The organism is Paenibacillus sp. ALE3 (assembly GCF_054113405.1).
The window spans coordinates 5,592,384-5,606,419 of sequence record NZ_CM134214.1 but is presented as its reverse complement, the minus strand read 5'-3'; the positions used below and the strand labels follow the sequence as shown (position 1 = coordinate 5,606,419).

At 47.5% G+C, this 14,036-nt stretch carries 10 protein-coding genes; 8 read left to right on the top strand and 2 right to left on the bottom strand.

Annotated features, from left to right (window positions below; translation table 11 throughout):
* The first annotated feature begins 15 nt into the window (after positions 1-15).
* From ACXHJ2_RS25205 to ACXHJ2_RS25185, 5 genes are all read left to right on the top strand, one after another.
* Positions 16-756, top strand: a complete 741-nt coding sequence (locus ACXHJ2_RS25205) for an ABC transporter ATP-binding protein (protein WP_165079875.1) — start codon at positions 16-18, stop codon at positions 754-756.
* Positions 753-1,514 carry an ABC transporter permease gene (locus tag ACXHJ2_RS25200; RefSeq protein ID WP_016822665.1) on the top strand — a complete coding sequence of 254 codons (762 nt, stop codon included), beginning with the start codon at positions 753-755 and terminating at the stop codon, positions 1,512-1,514. Before ACXHJ2_RS25205 ends, ACXHJ2_RS25200 begins: the two co-directional genes overlap by 4 nt.
* A 135-nt stretch (positions 1,515-1,649) precedes the next feature.
* Positions 1,650-1,997, top strand: a complete 348-nt coding sequence (locus ACXHJ2_RS25195) for a KGG domain-containing protein (RefSeq protein WP_013373683.1) — start codon at positions 1,650-1,652, stop codon at positions 1,995-1,997.
* A gap of 287 nt (positions 1,998-2,284) precedes the next feature.
* Positions 2,285-2,581 carry a hypothetical protein gene (locus ACXHJ2_RS25190; protein WP_165079876.1) on the top strand — a complete coding sequence of 99 codons (297 nt, stop codon included), beginning with the start codon at positions 2,285-2,287 and terminating at the stop codon, positions 2,579-2,581.
* Between the two features lie 91 nt (positions 2,582-2,672).
* Positions 2,673-3,575, top strand: a complete 903-nt coding sequence (locus ACXHJ2_RS25185; protein WP_165079877.1) for an AraC family transcriptional regulator — start codon at positions 2,673-2,675, stop codon at positions 3,573-3,575.
* A 474-nt stretch (positions 3,576-4,049) separates the two neighbouring features.
* Here the strand turns inward: ACXHJ2_RS25185 and ACXHJ2_RS25180 are convergent, their stop codons facing one another.
* Together ACXHJ2_RS25180 and ACXHJ2_RS25175 are read right to left on the bottom strand one after the other, a co-directional pair.
* Positions 4,050-4,307 carry a SunI/YnzG family protein gene (locus tag ACXHJ2_RS25180; RefSeq protein ID WP_025676639.1) on the bottom strand — a complete coding sequence of 86 codons (258 nt, stop codon included), beginning with the start codon at positions 4,305-4,307 and terminating at the stop codon, positions 4,050-4,052.
* Positions 4,308-4,531: 224 nt separating this feature from the next.
* The gene (locus ACXHJ2_RS25175; RefSeq protein ID WP_165079878.1) at positions 4,532-5,476 is read right to left on the bottom strand and encodes an AraC family transcriptional regulator; all 945 of its coding nucleotides are present in this window, start codon (positions 5,474-5,476) and stop codon (positions 4,532-4,534) included.
* A 165-nt stretch (positions 5,477-5,641) separates the two neighbouring features.
* On the opposite strand from ACXHJ2_RS25175, the gene ACXHJ2_RS25170 reads away from it, so the two are divergent.
* The 3 genes from ACXHJ2_RS25170 to ACXHJ2_RS25160 all read left to right on the top strand — a co-directional run bounded on the left by ACXHJ2_RS25170 (position 5,642) and on the right by ACXHJ2_RS25160 (position 13,998).
* On the top strand, positions 5,642-7,840 hold the full coding sequence (locus tag ACXHJ2_RS25170; protein WP_165079879.1) for a glycoside hydrolase family 52 protein: 2,199 nt from the start codon (positions 5,642-5,644) through the stop codon (positions 7,838-7,840).
* A 40-nt stretch (positions 7,841-7,880) separates the two neighbouring features.
* Positions 7,881-10,139, top strand: a complete 2,259-nt coding sequence (locus ACXHJ2_RS25165) for an alpha-glucuronidase family glycosyl hydrolase (RefSeq protein WP_165079880.1) — start codon at positions 7,881-7,883, stop codon at positions 10,137-10,139.
* A gap of 268 nt (positions 10,140-10,407) precedes the next feature.
* The gene (locus ACXHJ2_RS25160; protein WP_165079881.1) at positions 10,408-13,998 is read left to right on the top strand and encodes a family 14 glycosylhydrolase; all 3,591 of its coding nucleotides are present in this window, start codon (positions 10,408-10,410) and stop codon (positions 13,996-13,998) included.
* The last annotated feature ends 38 nt before the right edge of the window (positions 13,999-14,036 follow it).

The window sequence follows — 14,036 nt, the reverse complement described above, 5'->3', positions numbered from 1 at the left end:
GAGCTAGCTATATCTATGGAACCCAATCCACTTCCAGCTATTGAGTTTAATCGTGTCACTAAATATTTCACCGGGTCGGGACAACAACGTGCTGTCCTGAACGGAGTTACGGCAAAGGTCCCGCGCGGAAAAATCACGACACTGGTCGGTCCGTCAGGATCTGGTAAAAGCACACTGCTTTCACTATGCAATCTTTTGCTAGCATCGGATGAAGGAGAAATCAACGTCCTCGGCAAGCCTATAACCGAGTGGGAAATCCCTGAACTGAGACGGAAAGTAGCATTGGTTTTTCAAGATGCCCCCATGCTTCAGGGGACGGTCCTCTACAATCTCCAGACGGTAGAGCGGCTGCATGGTACGGTACTGGAAGATCCGGTTGGCCTGTTAGAGCGCGTAGGACTCACCCGTGACCTGCTGGAACAGAAGGCGCAGGAGCTGTCAGGTGGACAAAGACAGCGCTTGGCCCTGGCACGGACGCTCGCGAACCGCCCGGATATTTTACTACTGGATGAGATTACTTCTGCACTGGACCCCGCCTCAGTCAAAGAGGTTGAGGAACTGTTGCTTCAAATGAACAAAGAAGAGGGAACAACAATGATCTGGATTACACATCATATGGAACAAGCCCGCCGAGTAGGCCACGAAACATGGCTGATGATCAACGGAAGACTGGTAGAGCAAGCAGATACAGAGACATTTTTTAATGCTCCACAGCATAGTGAAACCCGCAGGTTTGTAGCAGGAGAATGGGTATGACGATTGTTGCCTTGATTCTCTCTCTCGGTTTTGTATTTATCGCCATCGTCATGTCCAAGTCCTTCAAACTCGGTTTGGACCGAGACATTATTATTGCCACGATCAGAGCATCCGTTCAGCTACTGGCGATTGGATATGTATTGCATTTGATTTTCGGGATGCAAAGCTACGGATTTATCGTATTATTCATTCTGCTCATGATCACTGTAGCTTCTCAAAATGTTGCACGCAAAGGACGGTTTATCCCTCGTCTCATGTGGAAGTCATTCCTGACGTTGCTGTGTGTGGAAATCGTTACACAGGCATTCCTGATTGGCCTGCATATCATTCCGGCGACAGCCCGGTACATGATTCCGATTAGCGGCATGATCATTGGCAGCTCCATGATTTTGTCCAGCCTGCTGGTATCACGGCTCAAGTCGGAAGTCCTGCTGCGCAAGCCTGAAATCATGCTCATTCTCGCACTAGGGGGAACCCCGAGACAAGCCATCTTCCCTATACTGAAAAATTGCATACGTTCCAGTATGATTCCAACCATTGAGGGGCAGAAAACACTCGGGCTTGTTCAGCTTCCCGGCATGATGACCGGACAAATCATTGCAGGCGCCAATCCAATTGTCGCCGTGCGTTTGCAATTGCTCATCGTATTCACTACCATGACCTCTGCCATTTTGACCAGCGTGCTGCTCAGCCTGTTCATTTACCCGACATTATTTACCCGCCAGCAACAACTGCGTACAGAGTCCTGGGAAGTCTGATAGAGACGGGTATACCCAGTTATTTACCAACCAATTTCCATTTATCAAAATTAAATAGACATGTTTAATTCCTGACACGAGGGTTAATAGATACACGTAGACGCTTTACTAAAATTCGATGAGGAGTGATTGAACATGGCTAACAACAACCAAAATGGCAAAATGAGTCGCGAAGAGGCAGGACGTTTAGGTGGAGAAGCTACTGCTAAAAATCACGACAAAGAATTTTACCAAGAGATCGGCGAAAAAGGTGGCGAGGCCACTTCCAAAAGTCATGGCAAGGACTTCTATCAGGAGATTGGTGAAAAAGGCGGCGAAGCCACTTCCAAAAACCATGGCAAGGAGTTCTATCAGGAAATCGGTCGCAAGGGCGGTGAAGCCCGTGGCAATTCAGACCAAAGTGATAGCGACGGGAAAATGAGCAGAGAAGAAGCAGGCCGCAAAGGCGGCGAGGCCCGCGCCCGTCAGCGTAAAAATAACTAACGATAGACCAAAAATATGCTGTCGGTGCGATTGCAATGTAAGGCACAGACTGCATACGGTTATGAAGTATAGTGAATGTTTATGTTATAAAAGCCTATCTGCCGGTGTTCCGGTAGGTAGGCTTTTTGTGTGAAAACTACTTTCTTCATCCGACCATACATCTTACAATATACATATACAGGATAAATAACCAATCATACATATTTTATTGCGGATGAAAGAACGGAATAATGTAGATTCTTTTTCTTATGTCACCTGACTTATACATGAATTATGGGGGTGCACGAATGTTGATTACAAAGAATAAAATAGCTGCATCTATTTTAAGTGTTATATTTTTTTCACTGATTTTTAGCTGGCTTTATTTTTATTCAGGAGTTCACCATGCTGAAACTGCCAAATTAGTTAAAATTACAGACGATTACTTAGTTGTACAGAGAGATGCTTCTAACGGAGGCGGATATAAAGAATTATATATTTCCTCACAGTCTATAATCCCTCCTCTGGTTGTAGGAAAACAATATTATTTTGTGTCTGATCAAAAGTACTTTCAACACCCATATATCTGTTATGTAGAGGAGTAAACAGAACAAAACAAAAGTGTTGTTCATGCAACTCAAGTCAAATATTCCTGCATTCCGGCTGTTAAGATGGAGTCGAAAGGAGGGGACCCTCGTGTACGAATGGAACGAAATGGTCCAGCTTATGATTGATTGGATTGATAATAATCTTACCTCAGCGCCATCGTTGTTGAGAATGTCCGACCAGCTAGGCTATTCACCTTATTACTGTACAAAGCAATTTCATTCTCTGACAGGAATGACGTTAAGGGATTATGTATGGATGCGCAGGATTAGCCGGGCAGCCCTTGAACTCCGGGACAGCAATGTCCGCATCCTCGATGTTGCCGTAAAGTATGGGTTTTCTTCACAGGAAGCTTTTACACGAGCATTTGTAAAAGCGTTCGAGGTATCCCCGGCTGTATACCGGAAGAACCCCCGGCCTATTCCATTAGCCATTCACGCTGAGGTGTTCTCTCCTTACCATTACCATTTGAAGGAGCGGGATAAGATGGTTAAGGAGCATTTACAAGAAGCTGAAGTCAAAATCGAGCATATACCAGCACACAAATTTATTGGGATCTGGGATATCTCTTCTCGAAACTACGGTGATTTCTGGAGAAACGGTCATAATTGTGATGAAATTTGTGGAACTCTGGAAAGCATGTCTCACCTTAAGCTTCCCGGACAATTGGGTCAAACCGCAGGCTGGTTCTATCAGAATGGTCAGAAGGGCTATCTGTATGGAATACCGGTTGCTGCTGACTACACTGGAGAGATTCCAGCAGGTATGGAGTGCCGAAACATCCCCGAATCAGATTATCTAGTGTTTTTCCATCCACCCTTTAACTATTTAAAAAACAATGGAGATGTTATGAGAGTGGTGGAGGAAAAAGCCTGGAACTTCGACCCACACAGTATGGGGTATGAATGGGATGAGGAAACGAAGCAGGATTATCAACGGCATTTCCCTGAAGGATACGGCTACGCAGTGTTACGTCCTGTGAAAAAAGTGTAATAAAAAAATCCCTAGAAGCCGCCACGATCTCAGGATGCTGGTAATCGTCTCGCGGCTTCTTTTTTAAAAGGAATGGAGGTGTAGACCATGAAGTCCTTTCGCTTTTGGTTATTCCTAGTCTCATGTATAGTTACTGCTGTAAATATTACGGGATATGACGACTATAATATACTTTTGGCTATGATTAGCCCGTTGGTTTGGATGCATGAATCTTTTCAATTTGTGCGCAAAAAACACATATCCCTATATCCCTTGTTTACTTCACTACAATAAGTTTCTGGTATCTCATAGGATATGTTATCGATCGTTTGATTAAGAAATTGAAACTCGCTAAAAATAAATAAGCTGTACAAACACGGTACATACCCCATTCCTCATTTTGAGCAATGGGGTACAATTCAGATCATATATGTCCATGAAGTAATGCAATATCATTCTCCGTGTACATCATGCTGTATCTTTATGGATAGCTAATTAAAGATAGGACTGTATTTTTTTAAGAATATTTTGACCATTTGTAGTAAACAAAATATATGTCTTTGAATTGGTTTTAATTACAATTCTGTCCGTTGTTGCATAAGGAGTACCTATTCTTATTGCATCTTTCTCTTGTCCAGCATAAGTATTATCGAACGAAACATCTTCAATATCCTCAAGAGATACTTCTATCCTAGATAACTGCCAAGTAATAACTAAATTATTACTCTCCTTTTTTATATCGATTCCCAACATGCTGTTTCCTCCTAAAATTTTTTCAATACAAATTGTAAAACGAAATGCGACACTTTCCTGGAGTATTATTCCGATAAATACGATGTTTTTTTGCATCTCGCTACATCTTCTGTAAAAAGAAAACTAGTTCAACACATTGTAAGTGTGTATTGGACTGGTGGATATGCACACGTCAGCTTCCAGCAATTAGATCAGCGTATAACTGCCATCTGGGAACAGCACGTTTATTCAGATGAGCTTTCAGGAGCTACGCTCTTACGGTAGGATGTCGGCGACTGACCGGACCAGCGTTTAAATTGCCTGCTAAAGTGTGCAATATCCCCATAGCCGAGCAGTTCAGCAATTTGCTGCACGGACCATTGCGGATCAGCCAGCAGCAGCTTGGCCTCATGCAAGACAAGCTCGGAGAGATACACTCGCGGAGATACGCCGAAAACACTACGGAATACACGATTGCAATGGGACACGCTAATACCAAGTTCGGATGAAATTCCCTCAATCCCATCCTGTTTTTCCACCGAGCCAGCCTGCCTATATGGCTGATTGACCCTGCCCTGAAGCCGACTGGCAATCTGATGGGCAAGCTCTGCCTGCACATATCCACGCCCTGGTAGATGAGCAGCTTCACTGGATACCGCCTCCCACAGCGTTGCGAACAGTTCAAATACAGCAGATTGAATCCGCATACGCTTTGCCACCGAATCACCATTTATCCCCATGTCTTCAAGCGCGGAAAGGTCAAGCAGCTTACTCAGCGCTGACCCCATCTGCTTCGCCACCGCGCCATCAGCTGGAAAAAGTACTTGCTCCAAACGACTCAGGAGCGAAAGAAACAATTTATCATCAATATCGAAATGCATGCAAAAATACGTAAACCCCTGCCCGCTACTGCGGCTGGAGTGGACCATTCCCGGGCGCAAAAGCATCAGATCATCCTGTCGCTGAATAAAGCTGTGACCATCCACAACCATGACCTGCTCTCCCGCAAGCACGATGTTAATTTCATATTGCGGATGTTCATGTGGCGGATAATTCCAGTCTCTTCCGACACTTCGTGTATGGATGGCAAATAGATTGACCGTAGTCCGTACATCGGGAAAAAAGAATTCCTCTCCGGCGACCGTAAGGTCTGGATCATGGGGAAGCTTCGGTAAACGTGGTGACGACATGTTTTCCCTCCTGGCTCATTTACATCGATATCTCCAGTATATCGCTTTCAGCGCGATTTGGATAAATAGTTGAGCGATTTGACAATGGTTCCTCGGCACATGACATGCTAGGCTCTAATTGAAGTTAGTCAACGTTATATTTTATCGTGAAAGGGGTTTCAATATATGTCGAAAAACATATTTTATAACACGCAGCATGCACCTATCGGTTCATTCTCCAGCTTTACACTGGGGTTTAAGGGGAATCGCGGCGGACTTGGCTTGGAGCTGGGCAAGCCTGCTGATGAAAATGTATACATCGGGCTGCAATCCAGGGATGGCGGATCGTATGAGGCACTTCCCTTTTTCGCATCCATACAGGACGAAAGTACTCGCTACGATGTGGAGAAAAAGGATAAAAAAACAGAGCCTTTGCTCGTTGCCTTTGCCGATCAGGACATCACCCGTGAGCTAAAAGCAGGTACAGATACATGGCAGGCAGGTGATTTGACGTTCCGGCTGTACTCTCCCGTTCGCCCGGTGCCCGAACCGGGAATTGCAGGCATAGATGAGCTGCGGGCAGCATTGGTTCCGGCCGTATTTGCCGAGCTAACGATCGATAATACACAGGGTGCTGCTGCACGGAGAGCCTTTTTCGGCTATCAGGGCAGTGATCCGTATAGTGGCATACGCATTATAGGGGAAGACCCACGCAGAGACACTATGGATTCTCCTCCATTGGAGGAAAGACTCACAGGCATCGGTCAAGGACGAAGCACAGCTATTGTGACCAACAGCAGCGAGGCGGTACCTGCCAGCGGATTTGCAATGGAGAAGCTGCTTGGGGAGGCCATGGTCGATAACTTATCCTTTGGCCTGGGCACAACGGGTGCACTTCTGATGGACGTTCCCGCAGGAGAGAAGCGCACATATACCTTCGCCATATGCTTTTATCGCGGCGGCATTGTGACAACAGGCATCGAAGCATCGTATTACTATACCCGGCTGTTCAAGGATATTGAAGACGTGGGAAGCTATGCGTTGAAGCATTTTAACGACCTGACCGCAGCCTGTGTTCAGGGGAATGACTGGATCGAATCAGCCAGCCTGAGCCCAGATCAGGAGTTTATGCTCGCTCAGGCGATCCACAGCTATTACGGCAGTACCCAATTGCTCAGTCAGCAAGAGGATGGCGAACCGATCTGGATCGTGAATGAAGGCGAGTACCGGATGATGAATACACTCGATCTGACGGCGGATCAGCTTTATTATGAATTGATTTTGAATCCATGGACGGTACGCAACGAACTGGAATGGTTTGTCCAAAGGTACAGCTATCGGGATGAGGTGCGCTTCCCGGGAGAGGAACAATACTATCCGGGGGGGATCACGTTTACGCATGATATGGGCGTGGCCAATGTGTTCTCCCGGCAGGGGTACTCCTGTTATGAACTGGCAGGGATTGACGACTGCTTCTCTTACATGAGCCACGAGGAACTGGTGAACTGGCTTTGCTGCGCCACGGTATATATCGAGCAGACACAGGATCAGTCATTTACGACACGTATGCTGCCTGTCTTGTGCGACTGCTTCGAAAGCATGCTGCGGCGGGATCATCCAGATCCGGCACAACGAAACGGCTTAATGGGCCTGGATAGCTCAAGAACCCAGGGAGGCGCAGAAATTACGACTTACGATAGTCTAGATGTATCCTTGGGTCAGTCCCGCAATAACATTTATTTAGGCAGCAAATGCTGGGCGGTATATGTTGCGCTTGAAAAGATATTTGCCTCAAAGGGGCTTAACTCCCTTTCACAGGAAGCTGGCTCACAGGCAGACAAATGCGCAGCATCGATCACCGCTCACATGACAGACAAGGGCTATATCCCTGCAGTCATTAAGGAAGGCAACGACTCACAGATTATTCCTGCCATTGAAGGGCTGATCTTCCCCTATTTTACAGGATGCGAGGATGCGCTTGAGCCTGATGGGCGGTTCGGTGAATATATCCAAGCACTTCGACGCCATTTGCAAACCGTACTGGTACCAGGAGTTTGTCTATTTGAAGACGGAGGCTGGAAGCTATCCTCGACCAGTAACAACTCCTGGTTGAGCAAAATCTATCTGTCTCAGTTTATTGCCCGTGAGCTGCTGGAACTGCCTTGGCAGGAAACTGGGCAGGCGGCTGACGCAGCCCATGTTTCATGGCTCCTCCATCCTGAAGAATCCTATTGGTGCTGGAGCGACCAAATGCTCTCCGGCATTGCCCACGGCAGCAAATATTACCCACGCGGGGTTACCGCTATTTTGTGGCTGTATGAAGGCAAAGGGAATCGACTGATCCTCCCTCAGCATATGAGTCAAGATGAGAAGCAGCATGCCTAAGACGAATGAACCTCACTCGCCCAAAGGAGGCTCAAATAATATGAGCAAGCGTATGGATATGCCCAAAGGGAGCGGCTATGACGCCTGGCTGCACTACCACCGCGATCGTCATGTAGAACACATACCGGCTTGGTGCAGAGTCATCGTGGTTCATGAAACAGATGATGAAGTGCTCCAGACGGCTGCGAGTGAGCTTCAGCAAGGATTGGCCTCCATGTTCGGACAGCAGCCGAAGATGAGTACCGTTCCTGCCCATGAACCCTTTGTTGCGCTGGGTACGTTCCAGGATCACCCATGCGTAGCAGAACGTTTTAGCGCAGAGGAACAGGCAGAAGTGAGCGCAGAAGGCTACCGGATTCGCGGGGTAGAGGTGTCGGAGCTTGCAGGTTTAACTGGGCAAGATCACGCTGATATCAAAGGACGGTGCGTTACAGTCGCGGGTCAGACCTCCAAAGGGGTATTGTACGGAGTCTTTCATTTGCTGCGCTATCTGCAAGGCGGACTAGACGGCACGCTGAAGTCCACTGCCAGACAATCATTGCATGCTCCCAGTTTAGACCTATTGTCCAATCCAGCTAATCCCATACGCATGATTAACCACTGGGATAACATGGATGGGAGTGTTGAACGTGGATATGCCGGGGCTTCTATTTTCTACAACAACAATGCCTTTACTACAAATATGGAGCGCCTCCGAGACTATGCCCGTCTACTCGCTTCTGTAGGCATTCAGGCGCTATCCATTAATAATGTGAATGTCCATCAGGTAGAAACCGAGCTGATTACGGATCGGTTTTTACCCGATGTGGCCAAGGTAGCTGCCATCTTTCGCGCCTATGGTATCCAAATCTACTTGAGCATTAACTATGCCAGCCCCATTCAGCTTGGCGGGTTAACCACAGCCGATCCTCTAGACCCGGATGTCGCTGAATGGTGGCAGACCAAGGCCCGGGAGATTTACGCAGCCGTTCCCGATCTGGGTGGTTTTGTGGTCAAGGCCGACTCTGAAAATCGGCCCGGGCCCTTCAGCTATGGACGCCATCACGCCGATGGAGCCAATATGCTGGCGGATGCACTACGGCCCTATGGCGGACGTGTGATTTGGCGTTGCTTTGTCTACGACTGCAAACAGGACTGGCGTGACCGCAAGACGGATCGGGCTCGCGCGGCCTTCGACCATTTCAAACCGCTGGATGGACTGTTCCGGGATAATGTCATTTTACAGATTAAAAATGGCCCTATGGATTTTCAGGTGCGCGAGCCTGTCTCCCCCCTGTTCGGCGCGCTGGAAGCCACTCAGGTACTGCTGGAATTTCAAATTGCGCAGGAGTATACCGGACAACAAAAGCATCTATGCTACCTGGTTCCGCAATGGAAGGAAATGCTCGACTTTGACACCTACGCACAGGGAAAAGGCTCCGCCATCAAGCGCATCATGAGTGGCGCTTTGCATAGCAACAGCGAATCTGGTTCTCGTCGCAGGAAGGCTACTGTCCATGCAGGCAGCGGCAGTTTCCAGGAGGGGCCAACGAATCATGTTCCCAAGCCCACCAACTTTGGAATAGCCGCTGTTTCCAATATTGGTGCAGACACCAATTGGACCGGACATTTGCTCGCCCAGTCCAATCTTTACGGCTACGGCCGGTTGGCATGGGACCCGGATCTATCCGCAGATGAAATCGCAGATGAATGGGTTCGGCTGACATTTAGCAATCAAGGCAAAGATGACGGTGATCCTGAGTTGATTCATACCATTAAGCAGATGCTGCTCAATTCATGGAATATCTATGAGTCCTACACCGCCCCTCTGGGGGTCGGCTGGATGGTCAGTCCCAATCACCACTATGGGCCGGATGTTGATGGATATGAATATTCGATGTGGGGCACCTACCATTTTGCCGATTGCTGGGGGATCGGGGTAGATCGGACGACTGCAACTGGAACGGGCTATGCAGGACAATATTTTCCTCCTGTTGCCGAGATCTACGAATCTACAGACACCTGTCCGGATGAACTGCTCTTATTCTTTCATCACGTCCCTTATACGCACATGCTCCACTCTGGCCAAACGGTCATACAGCATATTTATGATACTCATTTTGAAGGTGCAGAACGTGCGGCCCATCTCCGAGACACATGGGTTAGTCTGCGAGAGCAACTACATGAGACAATCTACGAACAGGTGCTGACACGGCTTGAACATCAGGCTGAGCACGCCGAGGAATGGCGGGATCGAATCAATACGTATTTTTATCGCAAAAGTGGTATTCCTGACGAAAAAAATCGCCCTATCTATTAAGCAGGTAGTTCATGTTTGCTTGTATACACACCGGGATTTGCCTTCCCTATTATAGCAATCCATAAAAGACACAAGTCTTACTCAGATCCGTGTCTTTTTTTGCACGGCCTAATTTATGCACACGGTTGCTAACGATAAATGTCATATTTGTCCACCTTTAATGTGCAATAAATTCTTCTATTTTGTGCAACCGCTTGCTTTATACTATTTTTGTAGACGTTTACAAAATGTTGTCGAATTAGACTATGCTTTGGGGAGGATGATCGGTTTGACCTTGTATCGAAGTCTATGGAAAAAAGGGTGTATGCTTCTACTAAGCCTTGTGCTGTCTCTGACCGCCTTCATTGGCTCACCCTCTAATACGGCGAGCGCTGCGGTTGCAGAGGATTTTCAGGCTTCCGTCATGGGACCGCTGGCGAAAATTAACGACTGGGGTTCCTTCAAAAAACAGCTACAAACATTGAAAAACAATGGCGTGTATGCCATCACTACTGACGTCTGGTGGGGCTATGTAGAAAGCGCAGGAGATAACCAGTTCGATTGGAGCTACTACAAGACCTATGCAAATGCCGTGAAAGAAGCGGGGCTGAAGTGGGTCCCTATCATCTCAACGCATAAGTGTGGAGGAAATGTGGGAGATGACTGCAACATCCCACTGCCAAGCTGGCTGTCGAGCAAGGGCAGTGCAGATGAAATGCAGTTCAAGGACGAAAACGGCTATTCCAATAGCGAAGCCCTTTCCCCATTGTGGAGCGGAACCGGTAAACAATATGACGAACTGTATGCCTCATTCGCTGAAAACTTTGCCGGGTATAAAAGTATCATTCCCAAAATTTATTTGAGCGGCGGTCCTTCTGGGGAACTACGCTATCCGTCCTACTATCCAGCAGCAGGGTGGAGCTACCCGGGACGAGGCAAGTTCCAAGCTTATACTGAAACAGCCAAAAATGCATTCCGCACAGCTATGAATGACAAGTACGGATCATTGGACAAGATTAATGCTGCTTGGGGCACCAAAATTACCAGCCTTAGCCAAATCAATCCACCGACCGACGGGGATGGATTTTACACGAATGGCGGGTATAATTCCGTGTATGGAAAGGATTTTCTGTCGTGGTACCAAAGCGTACTTGAGAAGCATCTAGGTGTCATCGGGGCAGCTGCCCATAAAAACTTCGATTCTGTGTTCGGTGTCCGGATCGGGGCCAAAGTTTCCGGTTTGCACTGGCAAATGAACAATCCTGCCATGCCGCACAGCACAGAACAAGCGGGTGGATATTATGATTACAACCGTCTCATTCAGAAATTCAAGGATGCCGATCTAGACTTGACATTTACTTGCCTAGAGATGAGTGACAGTGGCACAGCACCGAATTATTCGTTGCCGTCCACCCTGGTTGATACCGTCTCCTCCATCGCGAATGCCAAGGGTGTTCGCCTGAATGGTGAAAATGCACTCCCGACAGGCGGCAGCGGCTTCCAAAAAATCGAGGAGAAAATCACGAAGTTCGGTTATCACGGGTTTACGTTATTACGCATCAACAATCTCGTCAACAATGACGGCTCACCAACCGGTGAGTTGAGTGGATTCAAACAATATATCATCAGCAAAGCCAAGCCTGACAACAATGGCGGTATAGGCAACAAAGTAACGATATACTATAAAAAAGGCTTCAACTCGCCTTACATTCACTATCGTCCGGCTGGCAGTAACTGGACTGCTGCACCCGGTGTGAAAATGCAGGATGCCGAAATTAGCGGCTATGCTAAAATTACTGTCGACATCGGTTCTGCTTCCCAATTGGAAGCCGCCTTTAATGACGGCAATAACAACTGGGACAGCAACAACACCAAAAACTACTCGTTCAGCACGGGCACTTCTACGTACACGCCTGGTAATAGCGGCAACGCAGGAACAATCACTTCAGGCGCTCCATCGGGCGCGAATCCTGGGGATGGCGGCGGTACAACTAACAAAGTAACGGTATACTACAAAAAAGGCTTCAACTCACCTTACATTCACTACCGTCCGACTGGAGGTAACTGGACGGCTGTGCCTGGCGTGAAGATGCAAGACGCCGAGATTAGCGGCTATGCTAAAATTACCGTCGATATCGGCACTGCCTCCCAATTGGAAGCTGCTTTTAATGACGGCAATAACAACTGGGATAGCAACAATACTAAAAACTACTTATTCAGCACTGGAACTTCTACCTACACACCCGGCTTGAACGGAGCTGCAGGATCTATCCGAACGGGGGCACCTTCAGGAAGTACAATCAGCGTAGTGACTTCCACCTATGCAACCAACCTCAACGAAGTGGCAGGACCTATCCAAACCGAAAAACTTTCGGGTGTATCCTTAAACGTAAGCACTTCTACCTACACACCCAACGTCAACGGACTTGAAGTAACTGATCAAACGGAGGCGCTTTCGAGCGCCTTCACCTCTACAGATATGGGTACCCTCTCCAAGCCCACTCCCCTTGGCACAGACTGGAGCAAACAAAGCATTTATTTTATCATGACAGACCGCTTCAGCAACGGAGACCCATCCAACGATAACTACGGTGGCTTCAATTCCAACAACAGCGATCAACGCAAGTGGCATGGTGGCGATTTTCAAGGTATTATTGATAAACTCGATTACATTAAAAATATGGGGTTTACCGCAATCTGGATTACCCCGGTAACGATGCAAAAGAGTGAATACGCTTACCACGGCTATCATACGTATGATTTTTATGCGGTTGACGGACATCTCGGAGACATGGACAAGCTCCAAGAGCTGGTTCGCAAGGCACATGACAAAAATATTGCTGTGATGCTAGACGTAGTAGTGAATCACACAGGTGATTTTCAGCCGGGGAACGGGTTCGCCAAGGCTCCTTTTGACAAAGCAGATTGGTACCATCACAATGGTGACATTACAGGGGGGGACTACAACTCCAACAACCAATGGAAAATTGAAAATGGTGATGTGGCTGGACTGGATGACCTAAATCATGAAAACCCCGCTACCGCAAATGAGCTTAAAAACTGGATCAAATGGCTGCTTAATGAGACAGGCATTGACGGACTGCGGTTGGATACCGCCAAGCATGTACCGAAGGGTTTTCTAAAGGATTTTGACCAAGCCGCCAATACCTTCACCATGGGTGAAATTTTCCATGGCGAACCTGCTTATGTGGGGGATTATACCCGATATCTCGATGCCGCATTAGATTTTCCGATGTATTATACAATCAAGGACGTGTTCGGACACGATCAATCCATGAGAAAAATCAAGGATCGCTACTCCGATGATCGTTACTATCGCGATGCTCAGACCAACGGTGTATTTATCGACAATCATGATGTAAAACGTTTCCTGAATGACGCCTCTGGCAAGCCGGGTGCTAACTATGACAAATGGCCACAGCTCAAAACTGCTTTGGGCTTTACTCTGACGTCACGCGGAATTCCAATCATCTACCAAGGCACTGAGCAAGGCTTTAATGGCGGAGATGATCCCGCCAATCGGGAGAATATGAATTTCAACGCCAACCATGACCTGTATCAGTACATCGCTAAGCTGAACTCTGTGCGCAACAACCACCCTGCTCTACAAAACGGCAGCCAAAAGGAAAAATGGGTCGACGACTCCTTTTACAGTTTTCAGCGCTCTAAAAATGGCGACGAGGCCATCGTATTTATCAACAACTCCTGGAATAGTCAAACCCGCACGATTGGCAACTTCGATAATCTGTCCAACGGAACCCGCCTGACTAACCAGCTGAGCAACGACTCCGTTCAGATTAACAACGGTTCGATAACTGTGACTCTTGCTCCAAAGGAAGTTAAAATTTTCACCAAGTAAACAGTGGCATTCAGTTACATTGGTTATTCAGATGTGCT